This window comes from Janthinobacterium sp. PAMC25594 (genome assembly GCF_019443505.1).
GTDB lineage: Bacteria > Pseudomonadota > Gammaproteobacteria > Burkholderiales > Burkholderiaceae_D > Janthinobacterium.
The window spans coordinates 5,514,079-5,538,859 of sequence record NZ_CP080377.1 but is presented as its reverse complement, the minus strand read 5'-3'; the positions used below and the strand labels follow the sequence as shown (position 1 = coordinate 5,538,859).

The window sequence follows — 24,781 nt, the reverse complement described above, 5'->3', positions numbered from 1 at the left end:
TTTCAGGAACGGCGGCGGAAGAAGAAACCCTTCAGCCGCTGCAGATGATCGGTCGCCACCTTCGGCCCGCGCCCGTCGGCGCCGCTGACGCCCGTCACGGGACCGTCGCCTTCGCGCTCGATATGCACTTCCACGCCTTCGACGGGCAAGCCGTCGGTGGGACGCAGCAATCGCGGCACGCGGCCCAGCTCGCCCTCGCCGAAGGTGGGCAGCTCGCCTTTCATGCTGGCCGGGCCGTTCCAGTGGTGGCCATCAGTCTTCACCGTCAGCGCGCCGGGACCGCCCAGTTCCACCGCACCGCCGGACAGTTTCAGGTAGGCGCCGCCCGCCGTCATGAAGGTGATTTCGTCCTGCGCCACGCCGACCAGGCGCGTGCCGGCTGTCAGGCGGATCTCCTTGGCGGCGTCCGCCTGCAGCAGGTCGTGCTGACTTTGCAGCAAAAACTTGCCGAAGTGGGCCACCTGCACGATGCCATCCTCGTGCGCGAACAGGGAAATGCCCTTGCCCGCGTTGACATTGCAGCGCTGGGCCGCGCTCAGTTGCAAATGCTGCTGGGCCACCAGGTCGATATTCGCGCCCGCGTTGCCGCTGATGGTTTTGGGGGTACTCAGCGCCACGCCCTCGGGCGCCGTGATGCTGACGGCGGGCTGGTCGGCGGCAATCGCGGCGCCCAGCGCCTTGCTGCCGGCCGCGTCCCACGCCAGCGCCTGGTGCTGGGCGGCAAACTCGCCCAGGGAGGTCAACAATTCCAGGCATTCCTGCATCACGGCGGCATGCTCGCTGCCATCGAGCTGCTTGCCGCTGGCGCCCAGCTGTTTCCAGGCCGAAATCAGCAGCGAACGGGCCGTGCGCACGCTGCCGCTGGCGTCGCTGCGCAACTCGAAGCCGTCGCCGCGCTGCCGCCCTGCGCCGTCGCTACGCGGTTCCGTCAGATAGCCGAGGTTCAATTGCGTGGCCGCCTGGTCGCTGGCCAGTTGCGCGCTGATCTGCGACGGCGTGTCGTCAAAGCACAGCTGGTTGCCGCGCCCACCGCGCACTTCGCGGCTGCGCATGCCGGACAGATAACGGTTGCCGGGCAAGGCGCCGCGCGCGCTCAAGCCCGGCGGCGCACCCACGGCGTTGTACAGCTGGCCCACGATAATGGGCCGGTCCGGGTCGCCGCCGAGAAAATCGATCAGCACTTCCGCGCCGATGCGCGGCAAGCTCAAGGTGCCGCATTGTTTGCCGCTGCCCGGGCCATTGCCGCTCCAGCTCGATGCCACGCGCACCCAGGCAGAATCGCGCTCCGTATCGGAGGCGCCGGAACCGTTGGCATGCGCGTGGTCCGGCGCGCGCGTCGCAACAAAACGCACATTGACACGTCCCAGCGCATCGCAATGTACTTCCTCGCCGGCAGGCCCGACGACCAGCGCGCTTTGCAGACGAACGGCGGGGAAATCGCTGCGCGAGTCAAAAGCGGGCACGATGGCGATGCCGCGCCGCACGCAGGTAAAACGGTTACGGTAGCGCAAGGCCGCCTGGCCATCGGCGCCTGCCCCTTGTGCCGGGCCGGCATCGCACTGCCAGCCGCTCTGTGCAAACAGGCGCCCGACCCTGGCATCCAGGCCTGTCGGCAAGTTATTGCTGGCCGATACGCTCAAGGCCGTGATGACGAAACTGCGCTCGGGAACCGGATGGCTGTCGATGTCGGCATGCCCTTCCAGGCTGAACCATTGGCCCGCGCAAAAGTCGCGCACGCAGCCTTCTCCTTGGAAACACTTGCTGTCCATGTCGTGACGCGCCATCGCCAGCTGGCCCAGTTGCCGCAATTCGTCATTGCTGCCGGCGGCCAGCGGCGGCTCCACGATATAGTCGTCGAGACTGGCCGCCAGGCGATTGCCATTCCCGCCCTGGTCCACGCCGCCGTGCGACTGCGTGGCCATGAACTGCGGGCTGTGCGGGTGGCCATCGTCCCAGCTGTAGCGTTCGAACTTTCCCGCTTGCAAGCGGCGCACGGCGCTCCAGGCCGTCACGGTATCCCTTTCCTCGGTGGCGTCGTCGCGGTGATAGCGCACCGCGCCGGCCGCGTTTTCCGGCAGGCGGCTGGCGTCGTCGAACAGCAGCAGGGCATGCACGGGCATGGTGGTGGCATTCGCGCTGGCGGTCGCTCCCGCCTGGAAACACCAGGCGATGCCGCGGCGCCTGAGCAGGCGGCGGATAAAGGCGGCATCGGATTCGTTATGCTGCATCGTGAATTCGCGCACGGGCAAGCTGCGCGCCGCCAGCGCCGCATCGATGGCGAGATCCAGGCTGGCGGCGAGCACGCTATTGCCCTGCCGCCACTCCTCAAACAGGAGCTGCACGATCTGCAATTCATGCTTGTTGCGAAACACGCGCGTGTTGACGCGTTTTTCCATCAACGCCAGGCCGTCGCGCAGCACCAGTTGATAGGTCGCCAGGCCACCATCGCTCTGCCCCGCGCTCGCTTCGGCGACGATGCCGCAGACCCTGCGCAGCTGCCCCTGGTCGGTCACTATTTGCAATTCGGCCGGCACGGCGATGAACTGTTTCAGCGGCAGCTGCGCCTCGGTGGCCACGCACAGGATGCGGTACTCGATCCCGCCGCAGATGGCCTCGCTGCCGCTGATGCGCTGCGGCAGCAAGATATCCTCATTGATGCCTTCCGGATAAGCGAGGCGTAGCCGCAAGGCGCGATTGCCTGCAGTCAAGACCTTGTCCACGGCCAGCCATTGCGCGAAGTCTTCCATTGTTTTCTTCCTTCCAGCAATCATCGGGGTACAGCATGCATGGCGGTCTCAGGCGGAACCATCGAATCGAATGTCGTAATGCATGTCGTCACGCTCACGGGCCGGCAATTTGTCGGCCAAAAAGGCATCCTCCGCCAGGCAGTCGCCCATGCCCAGCACGCAGGTGCGCACATCTTCCCGGCGCAGCACCAGGCGTATTTCAAAACTCATGCCAGGCAAGCCAAACAGGCCCAGCATCTGACGCAGGGCCAGCGCACCGGGGCGTCCGGGCAAGAAATCCTCGTAGACGCGGCGTGCCAGCGGCCCCAGCACGAGGCGCAAGCGCAAGTCGGCGCGCCGGCAGCGCTCTCCCAGCATGGCGCCTTGTCCCAGCCGCGCGTTGGCACTAGCCAGCAAGGTGCGCTCCTGCGGCGCGCGCCGGAACCAGGCGCCCACAAAACGCTGTATGCGCACGGGCACGCCGAAATACCCGGCCAGCAGCGCCTGCATCACGTCGGCCGCCACGGGCCGATGCCGCAACAAGGCCGCGTAATGGGCAAGCACATGCGCTGGCAAGCCATCCGTCAGCTTGGCCACCTGGGCAGGCCAGGCTCCCGCCAGAGCCAGTTGCAAGGGCAGGAAATCGCCGCCGTCGGCGTCCTGCTGGCATTCGATGCGGTAGCGGGCCCAGGCCTGGTAGAACAAGGCCAGCGCGCGTTGCGAGAGCGTGTCGAGCCAGGCACGGGGACCGCCATCGCCCGTTTGCCGCTCGTGGCGGGCGAGCGTTTCCGTGTAATGCAGCGGCAAGCTGCCATGCACGCCTAAAAAACCCAGCATGGCCGCCTGCACATGCACCTGTGTCTCGCCATCTGGTTCCTGCTCCAGCCACAGCTGTTCGATTTCGCCCGGCGCAAACGACAGCGATGCACTGCCATGCAGGCGCAGATAATCCTCAAACACCTGCTCCTGCGAAATGCCCTGCTGCATCAGCCAGGCAGACAGCAGCCGCACCGCCTGAAAGAAGCCGGTACCGGACGGATCGGCCAGCAGGCGCGCGACTACACCAGCGTCTGGTTTCCATTGCGTGGCAGGCAGCACAGCAACTCCTTTCCAGTCTTCTGCGACAAGACGATCAGGCGGGTAAACGAGGCCAGGTGCACATACAGCCCGAGAAAGCGTTCGATCACCTGGGCAAAGGCATGCAAGCCGCTGCCGACAAAGGCTTCTTCATCGATGGACAGCAGGACGTCGATGCCGAAGACGAGGCTGCCGCCCGCCTCGTCCTGCAGCCAGGTACTGGCGGCGCGCTGGCGCAGTCCCGTCAAGCCTGCGATCTGGCGCGCGGCGCTGGCCGAACCGGGCAAGTTGTACAGCTCGAGTATTTGCTTAAAGAGCGGCAAGCCCTGTTCATTCAGCGACTGATGGTTCAGGGACAATTGCGCGATCAGCCGCCAATGCGACGCCGCACCCGCAGGGAAGCGACACGGCGCGCCGGGTTTGCGCAGCAGGCGCACCGGCAAGGCGCTGGCCACGCCGTCATGGTGCAAATCGCCCGCGGCATTGCCGAACACCAGGCGGCTCGGCAAATCGCGGTTGCTGCAGGTCAGCATGATGGACACCGTTTGCGTCGCGTCGTGCAGCGGCTGCATGGCGCCGTCGACAAAGGCGATGCGCATGTCGTAGCCGGGATTGCTCAGTGCCATGTCTTCGTCGCGCCGCGTCACCCAGTAGCGTCCCCGGCGCCCGCCCGCTTCGCCATGGCGCATCGAATAGAACGGGTGAAACGCATCGAGTGCGCCACCACTCTGCGTTTCACTGAGGACATGCACGCTGTCGATGCTGTAAATATCGTAGCAATGCGCCTGCCGCACCGATGGCAGCAGCACATGCTCGGCGCTCGCATGCGTCAGGCGAATGGGATTGGCCGCCTGGCGAAACAGGTTGACGACGGGCGTGCATCCCGTCAGCAGATGCCTGGCGGACAGGGGCCGCAGGATGCGCGCGACATCCGCATCGGCCTGTACGTCGGCCAGCAGCAGGTGGATGGTGCAGCGCCGGCAGGCCGGCGGCAACAGCGGGCGCAGCGCGGCCAGGTCCAGGTCGACGAAATTGAATTTATCCGGAAAGGCAAACCATTCGCCCAGCAAGCGGTAAGCGGGATGCGAGGCGGCCATGGTCGGCATCAGGGCATCCTCGGCGGCAAAGCCGATCGGATGCAAGGGCACTGCATCCAGCCCATGCCATATACCGTCGGCTTCCACATAGGCGCAACGCGCACGCAGGAACAGGCTGTCGCGCAAGGTGGCGCAAAAGGAAGGCTCGCCATCAAGGAACAGGCGCAGCGCCGGCAGCGGCAGCGCGTCCAGCGTGGACGTGGCGCCCGTCGCTTCGAGCGTGATGCTGATTGCCGCCCCCAGATCCGGTGGCAGGCGCACTGCGGGCGGCGCCGCCACGATGGACTGGAAACGCACCTCGGACAGGCGCAGCGGCGCCACGGCGACATCGTAGGCGGTGGTGAACTTGCAGGCAACGCCCTGATGTTCCGCAGCATGCATGAGCGTGCCGCGCGGGATCACGGCCAGCTCGCTCACCGCCGCAAGGTCGTTATCGATGCGGGCAATGGCGCAGGCAGGAAACGGGCGCAAATAATGGGGGAAATTGACTTCCAGCAAGGTTTCACTGAAGGTGCCGAAGCCATCGGCCAGCCGCTTCGCCGTGCGCGCATTGAACATGGCAAACGCCTGCAGCATGCGCGCCAGGTGCGGATCGTCGGTGGTGCCCAGGTCACCGCCCACGATGCCCAGCGCGCCAGCGATGGCCGGATAGCGCCGGGCAAACGCCTGATTGTGCGCATGCAAGGTGCCCAGTTCGCGCTCGTAATACTGCAGCAACTCATCCATGCCAGCTCCCATCGCCTGATCGACACATGCCGGTATCACCCCATCTGCATTATTGAGGAAGCGGGGAATAGGAAAATTGAGTTTGAACAAGATTGCATGCATCAGCAAGGAATGCCATTCCGGCGCTGACACAGCAACTTTTGTTCACTCCTTGCCAATATTAATTGACTTATTCGAAACAATCGTTTTAAATCAGGAAGTTACTCAAAATCAATCATCTTGGGCATTCAAACATCGCATTGCCCCTCTCGATGCTTGACGTCCACGCTGATGCACTCTGAAGCCAAGGTATATGGAACTGCTCGACTCCCCGCGTCAGACCCCGTCGCAAGACGACACTATCAGCGGGCACTACGAAGTGCGCCGCTTGCTGGGCGAAGGCGGTTTCGGCCATGTATTCGAAGCCTGGGATGCCAAGCTGTGCCGCAGCGTGGCGCTGAAGCGGCTGAAACCGCAAGCCGACGTGCTGCATCCCGAAAAACTCATCAATGAAGCGCGCCTGGCCGCCTCGCTCAAGCATGCGGCCTTCGTGCGCATCTTCGCCATCGAGGGCCAAGGCACGAGCCAGTCCATCGTCATGGAACTGGTCGAAGGCCAGACGCTGGGGCAATTCATGCACAGCGGCAAGGCTGACTTGCAAGCCGCGCTCGACATCGCCTACCAGATCGCCGACGCGATGGACGAGGCGCACGCCATGGACCTCGTGCACGGCGACTTGAAACCGTCGAACCTGATGCTCGAGGCTAGCGGCAAGGTACGCATCCTCGACTTCGGCCTGGCGCGCCACATCGACCCGCAAGCCACGCAAACGACCACCCTGTGCGACTTGCAGGGCACGATCGCCTACATGGCGCCCGAGCGCCTGATGGGCCGCCTGCCCGACACGCGCGGCGACGTCTACGCGCTGGGCGCCATGCTGTACGAAATGCTGGCTGGCCAGCGCCACTTCGCCCACCTGAACGGCCTGGCCCTGGCCGCCGCCCACATGCAGGCGACGGAACCGTGGCCTGACCTGCCCGACTCCGTGCCGCCCACCATCAACGCCCTCGTGCGCGCGATGACGGCGCACGACCCGGCCGAACGGCCACGCACCATGCGCGACGTGCGCGAGGCGATAGGGGCGCAGCGCGGAGAAGCTGTCACCTTAGCCACGGCCCTTGCTGACGAGACGCCCGCGAAGGAAGAACCTCCCGCCAGCGTCTCCATCCGCCTGCCCCTGCCCCGCAAGCGCACCCTGCAGTGGGGCGCGGGCGTGGCGCTGCTGGCGGTACTGGCGGGATGGCAGCTACCCAATATCATTCCGGCCGTCAAATCGTTCGTCACGGGCGAGAAAGCACCTGCGCCGTATTCGGAAATGGCCAGCATGGCGGCGGGGATGGAAGCGTTGCGGGTGTTTGATCGCGACACCAGTCAAGAACAGGCCATTGCGCACTTCAACACGGTGCTCAAACACAATCCAGCCAGCGCTGCCGCTTCGGCTGGCCTGTCGCTGGCGTATAGCCTACGTTACATCGGCAATGGCCGCGACGAGACTTGGCTGCAGCGCGCGGATGCTGGGGCACAACAGGCTCTGACGTTAGATAATCAGCTGGCGCTAGCCCATGTGGCGCAAGCTTGGGTGCTTGAATTCCAAGGCAAGCAGGAAGAAGCGTTGCGAGCGTCGGCCAGCGCATTGAACCTTGATCCGCAAAACCTGATGGCAATCGTCGGTAAAGCACGCCAATTAATTAATCTCAAAAAGTTTGACATGGCCAAAACGCTACTCGATGATGCAGCGTACAACTACCCCAAGGAGCGCATGCTCTCAACACTGCTGGGGTTAATGCATTATCGTCAAGCTGACTATGCTAGCGCTGAGCAGGCGTTTCGCAAAAGCATAGAACTCGATCCGCAATCAGCAAGTGCCTATGCCTACCTGAATGCCGTTCTCTTGCGCCAAAACCGCAATGACGAAGCCTTGCGTGTATTGCAGCAAGGCTTGCAACTCCAGCCGAACTGGGAGCTTTATAGCAATCTGGGAACGTCATTGTTTGCCAAGGCTGATTATGTGGGTGCCGTGCAAGCATTCGAAAACGCCGTATCTTCAAGCAAGGGGAGTCCGAATACCTATCAGTTATGGGCCAATCTTGCCGACGCACAGCGCTGGATCCCCGCACAAGCCGAAGCATCGCAAAGGTCCTATCGGCGCGCCATCGAACTACTCACACCGCTGCTGGCGCGCATTCCTGACGACGTCACCTTCAATTCGCGTATGGCCTTGTATTCAGCCTACGTGGGCGCAAAAAAGGAGGCATTGAACAGTGTCGAGAAAGCAGTCACCAATGCCCCTCGTTTGCCCGATGTTCAATTCCGCGCTGCACTAACCCATGAGCTGATCGGCAACCATGACGCGGCCATGACGGCGCTGCTGGAAGCTGCCAGACTTGGCTATCCTCTCAATTTGATCGAGACTGCTCCCGATCTATTGAACCTCAGGCGAGATGCTCGCTACCAGCAATTTGTTATCAACTTAAAAAGAGATCCTAAAACATGACGCCTGTCAGCCCCTGGATGAAATTATCCGTACATTTTGACGCAGACCAGATCACCAACCAGCTCGACTATAGCTTCACTTCATGCGATGGCACCGCAGATCCGCGTCATGGTGCCTATATGGGCGGCGTGCACTTTCAGCAAGGCCAGCATGTGTACCTCGACGTCACTTGCTGTGGTTCCAAGGAGAGTGGTTTCACGTCGTTCCAGATCGTCGACTGCTGCATCGTTACCGTGCCACAACTTACACAAATAGGACCGAATGTTCCTACTGTCTATGCACCGCCGTCCCCATTCCTGCAAGCCGTAGGCGCCACCTACAACTTCCCATTGGACTTCGAAGCCGAAGTATTGCTGGGAGATGCAGAGAACACTGCCTTGCCACCACTGCGCCGCATTCGCCAGGATTGGAAACACAATCTCGACGTTGGCTATGCAACGGGTCGATGGGAACTCTCCTTCGTCATCACCGTACGCATCATGCGCGGCGAAGGCGTTCAACCAGAACTGCGCGTCTTTTCCTTTGACCCGGAAAGCTCGGTGGGAGGATCGTTGGACTGGGGTTGATATTACCTAGCATGCAAGCGTATTGCCATACGCAGTACTCCATATAAATAGCAACGTAATCAGTGAGGAAACAACATGCAAGAATTAAACACACACGAAATCGAAGTAGTATCCGGCGGAAACATGCCAGAGTCCTCAGTTGGCGGATCGTCGGATTGGGGTTGATATTATCCAGCATGCAAGTGACTTGCCATAAGCATCATTCCACATAAAAAGCAACTTCGTCAGTGAGAAAACAATATGCAAGAATTAGAGATCAATGAAATCGAAGAAGTATCCGGCGGAGTCATGCCTGAAAGCTCGGTCGGCGGCAATGTCCTGATGTAATCCTTCTCTTCCGAGCTAAGCCCACAGGTCGCGATACTGGATCGGTGAGTCATCAGAATTTACAAGCAAGGCTTCCGGCGACAGCTGTCGAGATTCGACTTTCCTGGCCAATCTTTAACATTGAGTTAAACAACATGCAAGAATTAAATACAAACGAAATCGATGAAGTATCCGGTGGGAACATGCCGGAAAGCTCGGTTGGCGGAAGCACCACCATGTAAAGTGACTCCAGCAAGGCAGCACCTTGCTGCCGCAAGCCCCCCATCCAGAGCCGCCCCGATATTCACCCGCGTGGCTCTTGTTTTATTACATGGCAACAATGGCGACAAGCTACATCAGCGGCTGGAAGGGATATCTTGCACTGGCACCTGCCACAATAAATCTATGCTTTTTTTAACAATTGCTTTACGATGTTGTTGTAAAAAAACGTAAATCTTATGACATCACCAAGGAGCAGAGCATGCAAGAATTAAACACGAACGAAATCGACGCTGTGGCAGGTGGCCTGCTGCCGGAAAGCTCGGTGGGCGGTGACTCCGACATGAACTAAACGAGCGAGCCAGATTACATACTAAAGGTAGAGGCAAAGAAAGACGGAGGTCTTTCTGCCTCATCTTGGTATCGCAAGAAAACCGTCTTGTGATAAATTTAATTTCGCAAATCCACCTATAAAAATGGAGTAACAGACATGCAAGAATTAAACACACACGAAATCGAAGTAGTATCCGGTGGAAACATGCCTGAAAGCTCGGTCGGCGGAGACACCAGCTTGTAAATTAATACCAGCAAGGCAGCACCTTGCTGCTGCAAGCTACGCCCCAATCCAGAGCCGCCCCTGCATTCACCGGCGTGGCTCTTTTTTTATCTGGCAGTCATGGCGATCTACGGCACCAGCGCTTGGAAGGCCTCTCTTGCACCTGTGCCTGCCACAATAAATCTATGCTTTTTTTAACAATTGCTTTACGATGTTTTTGCTTCAAAAACGTAAATTTTGTTATCTTATTAAGGAATAGACCATGCAAGAATTAAGCACGAACGAAATCGACGAAGTTGCAGGTGGACTGTTGCCTGAAAGCTCCGTTGGCAGCAATACTGACTGGTAAGACACAAAACATCAACAGTGTTCCGCGCTGACAATCCGGAGCCGCAACAGGATGCGTTGATGCGGCTCCACTGATCAGTTCACAGACAAACAGCCAGCCTGCGAATACGCCCCCTTCCTTAGTGTCCCCTTCATTCCCTGAAAAGTCCATCATCTTGCGTGATCAACCCAGCGTTCCCGCCACCACCAGCCCCGCCCCGCCCGTCCAGCCCCTGTTTCGCCAGCAAGCCATCGAGCATCTGGGCAACAAGCAGTACGGCACGGTATTGCTGGCGCGGCCCGTCAGCCATCTGTTCCTGACCTGCCTGTTCCTGGGCATCGCGCTGGCCATCGTCGCTTTCTTCATCTTCTTCAGCACCACGCGCAAGGCGCAATCGCAGGGCGTGCTGCTGCCGACCAGCGGCGTGATCCGCATCATGCCGGGCCAGGCGGGCGTCATCGCCGGGGTGCGCGTCAAGGAAGGGCAGACGGTGCGCGCGGGCGAGGTACTGTTCGTGCTGTCGGGCGAGCGCAGCAGCGCCAATGCGGGTGCGCCCCAGCAAGTCGTTTCAGACTTGTTGAAAAGCCGGCGCGACAGCTATGACGCGGAATTGCAGCAGTCGCGCCTGCAATCGCGCCAGCGCATGGCGGCGGGCCAGCGCCGCGCCAGCGACCTGGTGGCGGAAATCGGCCGCATGGACGACCAGATCGCGCTGCAGCAGCGCCGCATTACCCTGGCGGACCAATCCTACCAGCGCTACGGCGACCTGCACGCCACCCATTACATCTCATCGGCACAACTGCAGGATAAACAGGCCGAGCTGCTGGACCAGCACCAGCGCCTGGCCGAATTGCAGCGCATCAAGTCGGCCAGCCAGCGCGACCTGGCCACCACGCAAGCCGACGTGCGCGACCTGCAGGTGCAGGCGCAGCGCGACACGGAAGGCTTGCAGCGCAATGTCTCTGCTATCGAACAGGACCTGACGGAAAACGAGGCGCGCCGCGAAATCCTGGTGCGCGCGGCGCAGGACGGCATGGTCACGGCCATCACCACCGAACTGGGGCAAACCGTGGCGGCCAACAGCGTGCTTGCCTCCGTGCTGCCGCAAGGCGCCCAGCTGGAAGCGGAAATCTACGCGCCGTCGCGCTCGGTTGGCTTCATCAAGCCGGGTATGACGGTGCTGCTGCGCTACCAGGCATATCCGTACCAGAAATTCGGCCAGTATCCGGCGCTGGTGCGCGAAGTGGCCAGCACCTCGCTGCGGCCCGAAGAGCTGGCGGTGCCGGGCGCCGTCAGCGGCACGAATGGCGAACCCTTGTACCGCATCCGGCTGACCTTGCAGCGCCAGAGCGTGCAGGCGTATGGCGAAACCCTGCCCCTGAAGTCAGGCATGCTGGTTGACGCCAGCGTGCTGCTGGAACAGCGCCGCCTGTATGAATGGGTGCTCGAACCGCTGTTCAGCATTTCCGGGCGCCTGTAAGCCCCATATTGATTGTCCACAATACTCATGCACCTTCCTGATCTTGCCCACCTGTCCTTCTGGCGCAGCCAGCGCCTGCCCGTCCTGCTGCAAACGGAAGCGGCCGAATGCGGCCTGGCCTGTTTATCGATGGTGGCCAGCTACTGGGGCCACCAGACCGATATTTCCAGCATGCGCCGGCGTTTCTCGGTTTCTCTGAAGGGTGTAACCCTGAAAGGCCTGATGGCGATGGCGCAAGGGCTGGCCCTGCATACGCGGCCGTTGAAACTCGACATGCAGCATCTGCCCGAGCTGAAGCTGCCCGCCATCCTGCATTGGGATTTGAACCATTTTGTCGTGCTCAAGTCCGTCTCCGGCAGCCATGCGGTGATCCACGACCCGGCCGTGGGCGAGCGCCGCCTGGCGCTGGCGGAAGTGGCGAAACACTTTACAGGCGTGGCGCTGGAACTGACACCCACCGCCGAGTTCAAAAAGGCCGAGGAAAAGCAGCAGTTTTCGCTGCTGTCGCTGATGGGGCGCGTGGTGGGGCTGAAACGCGGCTTGCTGCAATTGCTGGTGCTGGGCCTGGCCCTGCAGGTATGCGCGCTGGTGGCGCCGTTCTACATGCAATGGCTGGTCGATGAAGCGCTGCTGGCGGCCGACCGCGACCTGATCACCGTGCTCGGCTGCGGCTTCTTGCTGCTGGTGCTGGTGCAGACGGCCATCGGCGCCGTGCGTTCCTGGATCACCACGGTGCTGGCCACGAATCTGAACTTGCAATGGCTGGGCAATGCCTTCGCTCACTTGCTGAAGTTGCCGCTGCCGTACTTCGAGAAACGCCACACGGGCGACATCGTCTCGCGTTTCAATTCCATCCAGACCATGCAGCGCAGCCTGACGACGCAATTCGTCGAAGGCGCCATCGATGGCGTGCTGGTGCTGGCCACTTTGGGCATGATGCTGTTCTACAGCCCCCTGCTGGCGGGCGTGGCCTGCATCGCCGTGCTGCTGTACGTCTTGCTGCGCTGGGCCCTGTTCAAGGCCATGCGCGAGGCGACGGCCGAACAGATCATCCATGCGGCCCGGCAGCAGACGCATTTCCTGGAGTCCGTGCGCGGCATCCAGAGCATCCGCCTGTTCGGGCGCAACGACGAGCGCCGGGCCAGCTGGACCAACGCATTGGCCGACCAGTTCAATGCCGACCTGCGCATCGCCAAGCTGTCTGTTTCCTACCAGACGGCCAATACTTTGTTGTTCAGCGCCGAACGGGTGATCGTCATCTGGATGGCGGCGCTGGCCGTGCTGGACAACCGCTTTTCGGTGGGCATGCTGTTCGCCTTCATCAGCTACAAGGACCAGTTCAGCCAGCGCATGGCCAGCCTGGTCGACAAATTATTTGAACTGCGCATGCTGCGCCTGCATGGCGAGCGCGTGGCCGACATTGTCCTGACGGACGCGGAAGTAGATGGCAACGACGTCGAGGTCGACATGGACGATATCTCTCCATCGATCGAAATCCGCAATCTGGCTTTCCGCTACGCCGACAGCGAACCCTATGTATTGAGTGGCCTCAATCTGAGCATTCCCGCCGGGCAGTGCATCGCCATCACCGGCCCGTCCGGCTGTGGCAAGACGACCCTCATGAAATTGCTCTTGGGCTTGCTGGAACCGACGGAAGGTGAAATCCTCATCGGCGGCATCCAGCTGGGCAGCCTGGGTTTGACGAACTACCGGCAATTGCTGGGCACGGTCATGCAGGAAGACACCTTGTTTGCCGGCTCGATCGCCGACAACATCAGCTTCTTTGCCCCCTCCCCCAATTATCAGCAAGTGCAAGCCTGCGCGCATCTGGCGGCCGTGCATGCGGAAATCGCCGCCATGCCGATGGCTTTCAATACCCTGGTGGGCGACATCGGCAGCGGCCTGTCCGGCGGCCAGAAACAGCGCATCCTGCTGGCGCGCGCCCTGTATAAAAACCCGAAACTGCTGGTGCTCGACGAAGCGACCAGCCACTTGGACACGCGCAACGAACAGGCCGTGAACGCGGCGATCCAGAAAATCCAGCTCACGCGCGTGATCGTCGCGCACCGCCCGGAAACCATCGCCATGGCGCAACGGGTGGTGGTGCTGCAGCAGGGGAAAATCGTGGAGGATTTGATGCAGGAAACGCAAGTGGCCGCTTAAAGCTTGGCATGCGGCAAGAATTGTTTTACGATGGATTAGGTTTGCAATTTCGCAAGCCTTATTCGTGAGGTGACAGCTATGCAAGAATTAGACGGCAATGAAATCGAAGTAGTCTCTGGCGGACTGCTGCCAGAAAGCTCCGTGGGCGGTACGCTGGGCGTCGACTAACCCTCCAGCGTTCAACAGCGCATAGTCAGCACCCGAAGCCGCGCCCCCTCCACCGGCGCGGCTTTTTCACATCCGCACGCAATACGCCGCCCCGCCTGCCGAAAGCGGTAAAATGACGGCCTTGAACCCAAGCCTCGCCCACGGGTGCGGCCTGGCACGCACACAGCACCACCCACAGCCCGGCAGGCATGCGTTTCCCTGCCGCCGGACCAACGACAAAGAACACATGACCACCGTCCCAAAAGAAATCAACGCCGCCGCGGCAAAAAAAAATTCCGCTGAAAAGCTTACGCCCATGATGCAGCAATATTTAGGCATCAAGGAAAACCACCCGACGATGTTGGTGTTTTATCGCATGGGCGATTTCTACGAGCTGTTTTTCGAGGATGCGGAAAAAGCCTCGCGCCTGCTGGGCATTACCCTGACGGCGCGCGGCGTTGCCAGCGGCAACCCCATCAAGATGTGCGGCGTGCCGTTTCATTCGCTCGATGGCTATCTGGCCAAGCTGGTCAAGCTGGGCGAGTCGGTGGCCATTTGCGAACAGATCGGCGATCCGGCCACCAGCAAGGGTCCCGTCGAGCGCAAAGTCATGCGCGTGGTCACGCCGGGCACCCTGACGGATGCGGATTTGCTGCCAGAAAAGGCCGAGCGTCCGCTGCTGGCCATGTGCAGCATCACGCAGCGCAAGACGGTCACCACGGGCCTGGCCTGGCTGTCGCTGGCCAGCGGCGCGCTGAAACTGATGGAGTTTTCCGGCGACAGCAGCACCGTGGCGGCGCGCCTGCAGCAGGAACTCGAACGCATCGTGCCGGCCGAAATATTGAGCGGCGACAATGGCAACCTGTTCGACGACTACGCGGGCACGCACATCAACCGCGTGCCGGACTGGCATTTCGACGTGGTGGGCGGCCACAAGGCCCTGCTCGACCAATTGGGCGTGGCGACCTTGACGGGCTTTGGCGCCGATGGCCTCGGCGCCGCGTTCGGCGCGGCCGGCGCGCTGCTGCGCTATGCGCAATCGACGCAGGGACGGGGCTTGCAGCACGTGCGCTCTTTGACGACGGAAACGGAAAGCGAATTCATCGGACTGGACGCGGCCACGCGGCGCAACCTGGAACTGACGGAAACCATCCGCGGCCAGGAGTCGCCGACCTTGTTCTCTTTGCTGGATCATTGCCGCACGGCCATGGGCTCGCGCATGCTGCGCCACTGGCTGCACCATGCGCGGCGCGACCAGAACGTGGCGCGCGCGCGCCATGAAGCCATCGCCGCACTGGCGCAAAGCGAAGCGGCGGCGCCCTTGGCCGCCACCCTGACGCAAGTGCCCGACATCGAACGCATCACCACGCGCATCGCGCTGCTGTCGGCGCGTCCGCGCGACCTGGCCGCCCTGCGCGACGGCTTGCTGCAACTGCCGGCCCTGCGCGGCGACGTCGTGCGTTGTTATGGCCCTGGCCAGGGCGGCGAAAGCGGTTTGCTGGCCGCCATCCACGCGGCCCTCGCCACGCCAACCGCCTGCCTGGACTTGCTGGTGCGCGCCGTGGCGCAGGAACCGGCTGCCATGGTGCGTGACGGCGGCGTGTTCGCCACCGGCTTCGACGCCGAACTCGATGAACTGCGCGCGCTGTCGGAAAACGCGGGCCAGTTCCTGCTCGACCTGGAAACGCGCGAACGCGCCCGCACGGGCATCGCCAACCTGCGCGTCGAATACAACAAGGTGCACGGTTTCTATATTGAAGTCACGCATGGCCAGACGGACAAGGTGCCGGACGACTACCGCCGCCGCCAGACCCTGAAAAACGCCGAACGCTACATCACGCCCGAACTCAAAGTGTTCGAAGACAAGGCCCTGTCGGCGCAAGACAAGGCCCTGGTGCGCGAAAAGCTGCTGTACGACCTGCTGCTGGCCGAGCTGGCGCCGCACATTGGGACTTTGCAGACCATTTCGCAGGGCCTGGCCCAGCTCGACACCCTGAATGCGCTGACGGAACACGCGCAGCAGCACAACTGGGCCGCGCCGCAACTGGTCGACGAGCCGTGCATCAACATCGTCGAAGGCCGCCACCCCGTGGTGGAAAAGCAGATCGAACGCTTCATCGCCAACGATTGCCGCCTCGTCAACGAGCGCCGGCTGCTGCTGATTACCGGTCCGAACATGGGCGGTAAATCGACCTTCATGCGCCAGGTAGCCCTGATTACCCTGCTGGCCTACGTGGGCAGCTACGTGCCGGCCGCGTCCGCCACCATCGGCCCCATCGACCGCATCTTCACGCGCATCGGCGCCACCGACGACCTGGCGGGCGGACGCTCGACCTTCATGGTGGAAATGACGGAATCGGCCGCCATCCTGAACGGCGCCACCGAACACTCGCTGGTGCTGATGGATGAAGTGGGCCGCGGCACCTCGACCTTCGACGGCCTGGCCCTGGCGTGGGCCATCGCGCGCCATCTGATCGACAGCAGCCGCAGCTTTACCCTGTTTGCCACGCATTATTTTGAGCTGACGCAACTGCCGGACAGCCACCCGAGCGCCGCCAACGTGCATTTGTCCGCCGTCGAACACAAGGACAGCATCGTCTTCCTGCACGCCGTGCAAGCCGGTCCCGCCTCGCAAAGCTACGGCTTGCAGGTGGCACAACTGGCCGGCGTGCCGCAGCCGGTGATCAAGGCGGCGCGCAAGCACCTGGCGCGCCTGGAAGCGCAAGCGCTGGACGCCACGCCGCAGCGCGACCTGTTCGCGCTGCCCTCCGCCGATCCGTATGCGCAAGAGGAAGAAGAGGAAGCGGCGCCGCTGGCCGCGCTGAACGAAGCGCAGCAAGCCTTGCTCGACGCCATCGCCGACCTCGATCCCGATGCGCTCACGCCGCGCGACGCGCTGGAGCAGTTGTATCAGTTGAAACGGCTGGCCGCCGCATGACCATACGGCGCGGCATCGCTGGCTTACGCCTGCTGGCTGCCGGCTTGCTGGTCGCCAGCCTGCCATGGCAAGCGGCGCTGGCCGCCCCAAGCGACCAGGCCGGCTTCGAGTTTGCCGTGCTGGGCCATTCCTTCAACGCGGGGCCGGACGATGGCCCCCTGAAAAAAGCCATCGCGGAAACGAGCGCCTTCAATGCCTCGTTCGTGGTGGCCACCGGCATCAAGGCCGCCAGCGAGTCCTGCAGCGACAAGCTGTACAGCCAGCGCAAGGAGGTGCTGGACGCCAGCGGGCCGCCGCTGATCGTCTCGCTGTCGGCCAGCGACTGGGCCAACTGCCGCAATTCGCGCGGCAGGGTCAACGCCATCGAACGCCTGAACCGCTTGCGCGACGTGTATTTTGCCGACGACCAGAGCCTGGGCCAGCGCAAGCTGACCCTGTCGCGGCTGTCATCGACGGCGAAGTTCCGCAGCTATGCAGAAAACGCCCACTGGGAATACGGCGGCGTGCTGTTTGCCACCGTCAACCTGCCCGCGAATAACAACCATTTCCTGCCAGAAGCGGGACGCAACAGCGAATTCGAAGACCGCCTGGTGGCCAACCGCTCCTGGCTGCAGCGCCTGTTCGCCATGGCACAGCGCAAGAAACTCGACGGCATCGTGCTGTTTTCCGATGGCGATGTGGGCGTACTGGACGAAGACGACAATTCGCTGCTGCCCAGCTTCAGTTCGAAACAGGACGGTTTTGCCGGACCGCGCAAGCAGATCCGTACCCTGGCGAAGAAATTCAGCGGCAAGGTGTTATTGGTCGATACGCAGCGCGCTGGCGATGCGGATGGCAAGGAGGGCAAGAGTAAAAAGGCCGCGGCCAGGGCTGGCGGGCCGACAATCAGCTGGAAAGGCAACCTGGGCCACGTCAGCATCGACAACGACTGGTCCGCCATCGCCGTGCGGCCCGGCAAAACGCCATTCTTTGAGGTACGTCAACGCGCCACGCGGCCGTCGGCGCAAGCGAGGGCCAAAACCTCGACCGTACGCCGTTAGTAGTGGCGGCACAAATGAACAGGCCGGCATCTAGCCGGCCTGAAACAAGCGGTATTAATGAATTGGATGAGTGCGGAAGTGATCGCCCTCGTCGCCTTCATCATCCTCATCGCCATGGTCATGGCCGTGTACGCCATGCACGTGGCCATGGGCGATTTCTTCGTCGGTGGCTTCGCGTACGTCAGCGACGGTCAGCGAGAAGCGCAGCGCGATGCCGGCCAGTGGATGGTTGCCGTCCAGCACGACTTTGTCGTCGGCGATATCGGTCACCGTGAAGATCATCGCTTCTTCGTCCGGCGAATCGCTTTCCGGCATGCCTTCGAACTGCATGCCCACTTCCAGCGGCTCAGGCAGGCGATTGCGCGGCTCGACCTTGACCAGGGCTGGATCGTACTCACCGAAAGCATCATCCGGTTCGATCTGGATCGTGTTGGCATAGCCAACTTCCTTGCCATCGAGTTCTTCTTCGATCTTCGGCAGGGTGTTTTCATAATCACCGTGCAGGTAGACCATCGGCTGACGGCCGTCTTCGATCAGATTGTCTTGCGCGTCTGACAGTTTGTAGTTGACAGTCACGACCGTATTTTTGGCAATCTTCATTATGCTTCCTTTCATTGTATAAGCTGGCAAATTATACCTTCACGCCGCCAACGGCAGGCGCATTCCTGCATTTCCGGTTGTTATAATGGGCGCATGAAAAAATTAACTCTCCTCGGCGATATCACGCCGGCGCAATTCCTGCGCGACTACTGGCATAAAAAGCCCTTGTTGATCCGTCAAGCCGTGCCTGGCTTCAAGGCCCTGTTCGATATCAAGGCCCTGGCCGAGCTGGCTACCCTCGACCACGTCGAATCGCGCCTGGTCAGCCATGCGGATGGCCACTGGAACATGCAGCAAGGTCCGTTGACCAGCCTGCCCTCGCTGAAACAGAAGGAATGGACCCTGCTGGTGCAGGGCGCCAACCTGCACAGCGCCAAGGCCGACGCCCTGCTGCGCCAGTTCCGTTTCCTGCCGGACGCGCGCCTGGACGACCTGATGGTCAGCTTCGCCACCGATGGCGGCGGCGTGGGCCCGCATTTCGATTCCTACGACGTGTTCCTGCTGCAAGGCCAGGGCAAGCGCCACTGGCGCATCGGCGCGCAGAAGGACCTGAGCCTGATCGACGGCTTGCCGCTGAAAATCCTCAGCAACTTCACGCCCGACGAAGAATTCACGCTGGAACCGGGCGACATGCTGTACCTGCCGCCCCACTACGCGCACGACGGCGTGGCCATCGGCGACTGCCAGACGTATTCGATCGGCTTCCGCTCACCCACGTTCCAGGAACTGGGCGAAGCTTTCCTGCAATTCATGGCCGACTCGATCGACTTGCCGGGCATCTACAGCGACCCCGACTTGAAAGCGTCGGGCAAGCCGGCGGAAATCCCCCGTGAAATGCTCAGCACCATCACGGAAGAAATCAACAAGGTACGCTTCACGGAAGAAGACGTGACCATCTTCCTGGGCGAACACCTGTCGGAACCGAAGCACAATGTGTTTTTCACGCCGCTGTCGAAGCCGCTGACGGTGGGCCGTTTCGCGGACGCCGCACAGAAAAAAGGCGTCGTGTTGTCGCGCAAGACGCTGATGCTGTATCGTGGCAAGAATGTCTTTATCAATGGCGAATCGTTTGCCATTGGCAAGGCCGATAAAACGGCCCTGGAAACCCTGGCCAACGAACGCGCGCTCGACGGCGCCGCCGTGGCCCAGGCTTCCGATGACGTGATGGATGCCTTATATACCTGGTATCAGGATGGCTGGATCGAACTGGCTTGAATGACGGCGGTGTAGCAAAAGTGGTATTACAGTAGGTAAAATAGCAGCTTCTGCGCCAGCGCAATGAAACATATTATTTTTATATCGTTTTGTCGTGCTTTCGCAAAACACTTACACTTGCTTGCAATTTGCTTCGGCAAATATTGCGATATCACAAAATAGTTGCGAATTTGCCTCTTGCTCCTATTGCGACGCACCAAAAATCGCTATAATATTCGGTTAGGAAGTTTCCGTTGTCTGGCAGGCACCACCTGGTACGAAAAGCCTTCGAAGACGACCTAACGAGCGATAATTACCGGTAATTATTCATCGCAACAATATTGATTTATTTTTTGAAATAATTAAGGAAAACAAATGAAAAAATCCCTGCTGATCGCCTCCCTGATGGTTGTTGCTCTGGCTGCTTGCAGCAAAAAAGAAGAAGCTCCTGCACCAGCAGCAGTAGTTGTTGAAACCCCAGCTGCTGCACCAGCAGTTGAAGCTGCTCCAGCTGCTGCTGCCGCTGACGCTGCTGCTTCGGCCGCTACCGACGCTGCTGCTGCTGCTTCGGCTGCCGCTTCGGCCGCTTCCGACGCTGCTTCGGCTGCTTCGGCTGCTGCATCGGCTGCTAAGTAATTTAGCACCCTGCACTAGAGAAAGCCGGCCCTCGGGCCGGCTTTTTTGCGTCCGGCGTTTTATCCGCAGGATATAACGCCGGACGCCGGCAATTAAAAAGGCTGGCCCGGTTTCCCGGGCCAGCCTTTTTAATGCACGGCAGGTGCTGATGCCTGCCGCGAATGTGGCGTTTATTTCAACTGATCGTTCAGCAGACCCAGGATCTTCTCGGCCACTGGCGAGACAGCGGGCTGGCCTTCGTTGCCGAGGACGCTGACCAGGCTGGTCGAGCCATTGCCGGCCTTGACCAGGACGCGGTAACGCTGCGCTTCCTTGTCCTTGTCGGACGACGAGCCCCAGCTGAACAGTTTCGAGAAGAAACCATCTTTCTTGACCACATCCGGATCGACGTAACGCACGAAATACGTGCCTTGCGTGCGGTCGCGGTCTTCCACGGTGAAGCCAACGCGGTCCAGCGCCAGGCCGACACGGCGCCAGGCGCGGTCGAAGCCTTCATCGACTTCGATGGCGCGCGCCGGCGTGGCGGCGTCGCCGACCAGCTTGGCGTGCAGCGGCTGCACGATGGCGGCGTCGACGGCCGTCTTCGCTTGCGCATCGTCGCTGGCCGCGCCCAGGCGCGTCATCAGCTTGGCCAGGAATTGCGCTTCCAGGCCCGGATCGTTGGGACGCGCGGTCCAGGTGGTGGTTTCCTTGTCGCGGCCAGTGACGACCTCTTCCACGCCACGGTGGCTGATGTAGATCTCGGTCGAACCGTCGGCCAGGCGCTCCACGCGGGTGCGGAACTTGTCTTTTTCACCGGTCGAGTACAGCGAGTCGAAGGCCTTGCCGATGGTATTGCGGATAAAGTCTTGCGGCACCTTGGCGCGGTTTTCGTTCCACTCGGTTTCCATGATGCCAGCCGTCGGCTGGTCGATGGCGACGGTAAAGCCGGAATCTTCCCAGAACTGCTTGAGTTGCGGCCACAGCACTTCAGGCGACTGCTTGACGACCAGCCAGCGCTGGTTGCCCGCGCGCTCGACCTTCACGCCACCGGCCGTGACAGGCACGACGCCCACCACGCCGTCGGCGCCCACGACGACAGGCGCACCTGCCGTGGCGTTGCGCTGCGCATTGTAGCCGGAAGCCGTGGCCACGCCGTTTTTCGCATCCGGCAGCGAGTAGCGGTTGTCCTGCTGCAATTGCGTCAGGTCAGGCGGCACGTCCAGGGTGCCGGCTTTCTTGACCGACTTGTAGTCGACCTTGTCGCCGCCGACTACCGAACTGATCATGCCGCAGCCCGCGAGGCTGGCTGCGACGGCGCCGATGACGATGCCGCGAACGGCGATGGTGGCAGGCGCCGGTTTGGTTTTCTTGCAATTAGTCATGTCGTAACTGGATAAGAAGCTAAGTAGCAGCTGGAATCAGGGAAGGTCCGGACTGGTCAAGCCCGGGCTTGAAGTTCGGCTTAAGACAGGATGCCAGCGTCGCGCAAGGCCTCGCGCACGGTGGCATGGCAATTTTCAGCCAGGGGCACCAGCGGCAAGCGTATGCCAGCTGGCATCATGCCCATTTCGGCCAGCGCCCATTTGACGGGCACCGGGTTGGGCTCGACAAACAATTTCTGGTGCAGGGGGAAAACTTTGTTATTGATGGCGATCGCCGTGGCGCGCTCGCCCGCCATGGCTGCGACGCACAGTTCGTGCATGGCGCGCGGCGCCACGTTGGCCGTCACGGAGATGTTACCGTGGCCGCCGCAGAACATCAGCGCCATGGCCGTCGGATCATCGCCCGAGTACACGGCGAAGTCGGCTGGCACCAGGCGCAGCAGGTCGATACCGCGGCCGATGTTGCCGGTCGCATCTTTCACACCAACAATATTCGGGATGGCGGACAGGCGCACGATGGTTTCGTTGCTCATGTCGGCAACGGTGCGGCCAGGCACGTTGTACAGGATGACGGGAATGTCGACGGCTTCGGCGATGGCCTTGAAGTGCTGGTACATGCCTTCCTGGGTAGGACGGTTGTAGTACGGCACCACTTGCAAGACAGCATCGGCGCCCGCTTCTTTCGCATAGCGAGTCAGTTTGATGGCCTCGGCCGTGGAGTTGCCTCCGGCACCGGCGATGATGGGAATGCGTCCCTTGGCATGTTCGACGGTCAACTTGATCAGTTCGCAGTGTTCTTCCACGCTGACTGTTGCCGATTCGCCCGTCGTGCCAACGATGACGATGCTGTCCGTACCCTCGGCGATATGCCAGTCGATCAGCTTGCGCAGACCTGGAAAGTCCAGACTGCCGTCAGCGTGCATCGGGGTGACGATTGCTACAATGCTGCCCTTGATCATAGTAAGTTTATAGCGCCGATAAATAAAACAACGATTGTAGCGGATAGCCCGCGCCTGTGGTGCATTCTGACATAGTATGGCCGCTCAAAACGTCGGCAGCAAGGCTGCCAACCGTGGAAAATCCGGCCTGACGGCACAAATTCGTTGCACCAGAGCAGCTTTTGGCTGTTCTACGCGCCCATCCTCGTACGCTACCACACGCAAACCGTGCCGCACCGCCCAGGTCAGCATTTCGCCTTCCTTCAGGAGGAATTTCGGATTCGACGGCTTGCCGAACTGCTCGTTACCCTCGGCAAACGTTTCATACAGCAGCACGCCATCGGGCGCCAGGCTGGCCACCATCGCTTCGAGCAAAGGCCGGTGCAGATAATTGGTGACGACGATGCCGGCAAAGCGGCCGGGGGCGAAGGGCCATCCGGCGCCCGGCGCTTCCAGGTCCACCAGCGAGGTGGTGATGCCCGTGCCGGCCGCCTTTTCCAGCATTTCCGGATCGTGGTCGAGCGCGATCACGGGGTGGCCCAGGCTGACCAGGTGGCGCGCATGGCGGCCGGTGCCACAGGCCAGGTCCAGCACTTCGCCGCCCGGAATCAGGGGCGCCCAGCGGCGCAGCCAGCCCGAAATCGCTTCAGTTTCTATTGTTGGTTCAGTTACTTGCATCGGTACTTCCATCAGTTAATTGCGTGCATCAGCTTGCGCGGCATCAAGTCAAGATGGCCGTCAGGGGCGTGACCAGGGTGACAAAAATGCCAATGACAAATTCGATCGCCGCCAGCAAGGCGCGGTTCAAGATGCCCGTGTACATCAGCAGCACCAGGGCGCCGAAGACATACAGGCTGTAGCGCTCGATGCTGGCGTAGGGACGCGCCAGGCTCATCGGCAGCAAGCCCGTCATGATGCGCCCGCCATCGAGCGGTGGCACGGGGATCAGGTTAAAGACAAACATGGCCGCATTCACGCTGACGCCGGCGCCCGCCATCTTGCGGAAAAACATGCCCATTTCCGTCGGCGGCAGGACGCTGAGGACGACAAAGGCGATCATCCAGCCGAAGCCCATGACGAAATTGGCGCCAGGACCGGCAAACGCCACCCACGCCATCTGCTTCTTCGGATTGCGCAGGCGGCTGAAATCGACGGGCACCGGCTTGGCATAGCCAAACGGTACCTGGATCGTGAAATACAGTATCAAGGGCAGCAATATCGTGCCGAAAGGATCGATATGCCGGATGGGATTGAGGCTCAGCCTGCCCTCGTTCGAGGCCGTGGGGTCGCCGAAATAGCGGGCGGCATAGCCGTGCGCCGCCTCGTGCAGGGAAATGGCAAACAGCACCGGCACCAGGTACACCGCAATGGTCTGGACTATCGTATTGAAATCGCTCATGACCGCGATTCTACCAGAGCCGATCCAGGCCCTTTCTTACGTTGTCATTAAGAACAGATGAAGAGCGGCACCAGAACGGGTGCGCGATGCCTCTCTACAAGCCCAGAACGGCCGGGTCGCCGCGTCCCACGCGCACCACTTCCGGCTCCGGTCCCGTCAGGTCGATCACGGTACTGGGGCCATGCGCGCAGACGCCGCCATCGATGATCAGGTCGAGCAGCTTTTCCAGCCGTTCGCGGATCGTGTCGGCATCCGTCAGGCTGTCTTCATCGCCAGGCAGGGTCAGGGTCGCACCCAGCAGGGGCTGGCCCAGTTCTTCCAGCAGGCTTTGCACGATGCGGTGCTGCGGCACGCGCAGGCCGATGGTCTTGCGCGAAGGATGGCTGAGGCGGCGCGGCACTTCCTTGGTCGCCTCCAGGATGAAGGTGTAGGCGCCCGGCGTGCCCGCCTTGAGCAGGCGGAACTGGCGGTTGTCGACGCGGGCATACAAGCCCAGTTCGCTCAAGTCGCGGCACAGCAAGGTCAGATGATGCTTTTCATCCACGCCACGGATGCGGCGCAGGCGCTCGACGGCGCCCTTGTCGTCGAGCTGGCACACCAGCGCGTAGCAGGAATCGGTGGGCAAGGCCACCACGCCGCCGGACTGGATGATCTGCGCCGCCTGTTTGATCAGGCGTAATTGCGGATTCTCGGGGTGAATCTGGAAAAATTGACTCATGGTCTACGTATTCTTAGTTATTGGTATTAA

General features: G+C 61.3%; 17 protein-coding genes. 8 read left to right on the top strand and 9 right to left on the bottom strand.

Annotation, left to right across the window (positions count from 1 at the left end; genetic code table 11):
• Positions 1-2: 2 nt before the first annotated feature.
• Genes KY494_RS24865 through tssF form a run of 3 tightly spaced genes read right to left on the bottom strand, consistent with a single transcriptional unit; the run spans position 3 to position 5,626 of the window.
• Positions 3-2,747, bottom strand: a complete 2,745-nt coding sequence (locus KY494_RS24865) for a type VI secretion system Vgr family protein (protein ID WP_219888572.1) — start codon at positions 2,745-2,747, stop codon at positions 3-5.
• Positions 2,748-2,795: 48 nt separating this feature from the next.
• Entirely contained in the window at positions 2,796-3,824 is a 1,029-nt protein-coding gene (gene tssG / locus KY494_RS24860) for a type VI secretion system baseplate subunit TssG (protein ID WP_219888571.1), read from the bottom strand.
• Positions 3,785-5,626, bottom strand: coding sequence for a type VI secretion system baseplate subunit TssF (gene tssF / locus KY494_RS24855; protein ID WP_219888570.1), 1,842 nt, complete (start codon positions 5,624-5,626; stop codon positions 3,785-3,787). The genes tssG and tssF overlap by 40 nt, the downstream gene beginning before the upstream one ends.
• A 292-nt stretch (positions 5,627-5,918) precedes the next feature.
• Here tssF and KY494_RS24850 point away from each other — a divergent pair, with 292 nt between their 5' ends.
• The 6 genes from KY494_RS24850 to KY494_RS24825 all read left to right on the top strand — a co-directional run bounded on the left by KY494_RS24850 (position 5,919) and on the right by KY494_RS24825 (position 17,902).
• On the top strand, positions 5,919-8,159 hold the full coding sequence (locus KY494_RS24850) for a serine/threonine-protein kinase (protein ID WP_219888569.1): 2,241 nt from the start codon (positions 5,919-5,921) through the stop codon (positions 8,157-8,159).
• The gene (locus KY494_RS24845) at positions 8,156-8,725 is read left to right on the top strand and encodes a hypothetical protein (RefSeq protein WP_219888568.1); all 570 of its coding nucleotides are present in this window, start codon (positions 8,156-8,158) and stop codon (positions 8,723-8,725) included. The genes KY494_RS24850 and KY494_RS24845 overlap by 4 nt, the downstream gene beginning before the upstream one ends.
• 1,584 nt (positions 8,726-10,309) lie before the next feature.
• A complete protein-coding gene (locus KY494_RS24840; RefSeq protein WP_258194424.1) occupies positions 10,310-11,614 on the top strand; it encodes an HlyD family secretion protein in 1,305 nt (434 codons plus the stop codon).
• Between the two features lie 27 nt (positions 11,615-11,641).
• Complete coding sequence (locus KY494_RS24835) at positions 11,642-13,777, top strand: peptidase domain-containing ABC transporter (protein WP_219888567.1); 2,136 nt, start codon at positions 11,642-11,644, stop codon at positions 13,775-13,777.
• A gap of 394 nt (positions 13,778-14,171) precedes the next feature.
• Complete coding sequence (mutS, locus tag KY494_RS24830; protein WP_219888566.1) at positions 14,172-16,862, top strand: DNA mismatch repair protein MutS; 2,691 nt, start codon at positions 14,172-14,174, stop codon at positions 16,860-16,862.
• Positions 16,859-17,902, top strand: coding sequence for a hypothetical protein (locus KY494_RS24825; RefSeq protein ID WP_219888565.1), 1,044 nt, complete (start codon positions 16,859-16,861; stop codon positions 17,900-17,902). The genes mutS and KY494_RS24825 overlap by 4 nt, the downstream gene beginning before the upstream one ends.
• A 54-nt stretch (positions 17,903-17,956) precedes the next feature.
• Here the strand turns inward: KY494_RS24825 and KY494_RS24820 are convergent, their stop codons facing one another.
• Positions 17,957-18,502, bottom strand: a complete 546-nt coding sequence (locus KY494_RS24820) for a peptidylprolyl isomerase (protein WP_219888564.1) — start codon at positions 18,500-18,502, stop codon at positions 17,957-17,959.
• A 93-nt stretch (positions 18,503-18,595) separates the two neighbouring features.
• On the opposite strand from KY494_RS24820, the gene KY494_RS24815 reads away from it, so the two are divergent.
• Positions 18,596-19,717 (top strand): cupin domain-containing protein, encoded by a 1,122-nt coding sequence (locus KY494_RS24815; RefSeq protein ID WP_219136844.1) that lies wholly within the window; start codon positions 18,596-18,598, stop codon positions 19,715-19,717.
• A 354-nt stretch (positions 19,718-20,071) separates the two neighbouring features.
• A complete protein-coding gene (locus KY494_RS24810; protein ID WP_219888563.1) occupies positions 20,072-20,332 on the top strand; it encodes a hypothetical protein in 261 nt (86 codons plus the stop codon).
• Positions 20,333-20,502: 170 nt separating this feature from the next.
• On the opposite strand, the gene bamC is transcribed toward KY494_RS24810, so the two are convergent.
• The 5 genes from bamC to KY494_RS24785 all read right to left on the bottom strand — a co-directional run bounded on the left by bamC (position 20,503) and on the right by KY494_RS24785 (position 24,751).
• The gene (bamC, locus tag KY494_RS24805; protein WP_219888562.1) at positions 20,503-21,696 is read right to left on the bottom strand and encodes an outer membrane protein assembly factor BamC; all 1,194 of its coding nucleotides are present in this window, start codon (positions 21,694-21,696) and stop codon (positions 20,503-20,505) included.
• A gap of 80 nt (positions 21,697-21,776) precedes the next feature.
• Positions 21,777-22,655, bottom strand: a complete 879-nt coding sequence (dapA, locus tag KY494_RS24800; protein ID WP_219136847.1) for a 4-hydroxy-tetrahydrodipicolinate synthase — start codon at positions 22,653-22,655, stop codon at positions 21,777-21,779.
• A gap of 84 nt (positions 22,656-22,739) precedes the next feature.
• Complete coding sequence (locus KY494_RS24795) at positions 22,740-23,312, bottom strand: bifunctional 2-polyprenyl-6-hydroxyphenol methylase/3-demethylubiquinol 3-O-methyltransferase UbiG (protein WP_219888561.1); 573 nt, start codon at positions 23,310-23,312, stop codon at positions 22,740-22,742.
• 43 nt (positions 23,313-23,355) lie between these two features.
• On the bottom strand, positions 23,356-24,033 hold the full coding sequence (locus KY494_RS24790) for a site-2 protease family protein (RefSeq protein ID WP_219888560.1): 678 nt from the start codon (positions 24,031-24,033) through the stop codon (positions 23,356-23,358).
• A gap of 94 nt (positions 24,034-24,127) precedes the next feature.
• A complete protein-coding gene (locus tag KY494_RS24785) occupies positions 24,128-24,751 on the bottom strand; it encodes an L-threonylcarbamoyladenylate synthase (RefSeq protein WP_071075948.1) in 624 nt (207 codons plus the stop codon).
• Positions 24,752-24,781 lie beyond the last annotated feature (30 nt).

Bases quoted from the DNA above. Each gene is read 5' to 3' on its own strand.
- KY494_RS24865 (WP_219888572.1), bottom strand. From the start codon at position 2,747: ATGGAAGACTTCGCGCAATGGCTGGCCGTGGACAAGGTCTTGACTGCA.
- tssF (WP_219888570.1), bottom strand. From the start codon at position 5,626: ATGGATGAGTTGCTGCAGTATTACGAGCGCGAACTGGGCACCTTGCAT.
- KY494_RS24850 (WP_219888569.1), top strand. From the start codon at position 5,919: ATGGAACTGCTCGACTCCCCGCGTCAGACCCCGTCGCAAGACGACACT.
- KY494_RS24845 (WP_219888568.1), top strand. From the start codon at position 8,156: ATGACGCCTGTCAGCCCCTGGATGAAATTATCCGTACATTTTGACGCA.
- KY494_RS24835 (WP_219888567.1), top strand. From the start codon at position 11,642: ATGCACCTTCCTGATCTTGCCCACCTGTCCTTCTGGCGCAGCCAGCGC.
- mutS (WP_219888566.1), top strand. From the start codon at position 14,172: ATGACCACCGTCCCAAAAGAAATCAACGCCGCCGCGGCAAAAAAAAAT.
- KY494_RS24825 (WP_219888565.1), top strand. From the start codon at position 16,859: ATGACCATACGGCGCGGCATCGCTGGCTTACGCCTGCTGGCTGCCGGC.
- KY494_RS24820 (WP_219888564.1), bottom strand. From the start codon at position 18,502: ATGAAGATTGCCAAAAATACGGTCGTGACTGTCAACTACAAACTGTCA.
- KY494_RS24815 (WP_219136844.1), top strand. From the start codon at position 18,596: ATGAAAAAATTAACTCTCCTCGGCGATATCACGCCGGCGCAATTCCTG.
- KY494_RS24810 (WP_219888563.1), top strand. From the start codon at position 20,072: ATGAAAAAATCCCTGCTGATCGCCTCCCTGATGGTTGTTGCTCTGGCT.
- bamC (WP_219888562.1), bottom strand. From the start codon at position 21,696: ATGACTAATTGCAAGAAAACCAAACCGGCGCCTGCCACCATCGCCGTT.
- dapA (WP_219136847.1), bottom strand. From the start codon at position 22,655: ATGATCAAGGGCAGCATTGTAGCAATCGTCACCCCGATGCACGCTGAC.
- KY494_RS24795 (WP_219888561.1), bottom strand. From the start codon at position 23,312: ATGCAAGTAACTGAACCAACAATAGAAACTGAAGCGATTTCGGGCTGG.
- KY494_RS24790 (WP_219888560.1), bottom strand. From the start codon at position 24,033: ATGAGCGATTTCAATACGATAGTCCAGACCATTGCGGTGTACCTGGTG.
- KY494_RS24785 (WP_071075948.1), bottom strand. From the start codon at position 24,751: ATGAGTCAATTTTTCCAGATTCACCCCGAGAATCCGCAATTACGCCTG.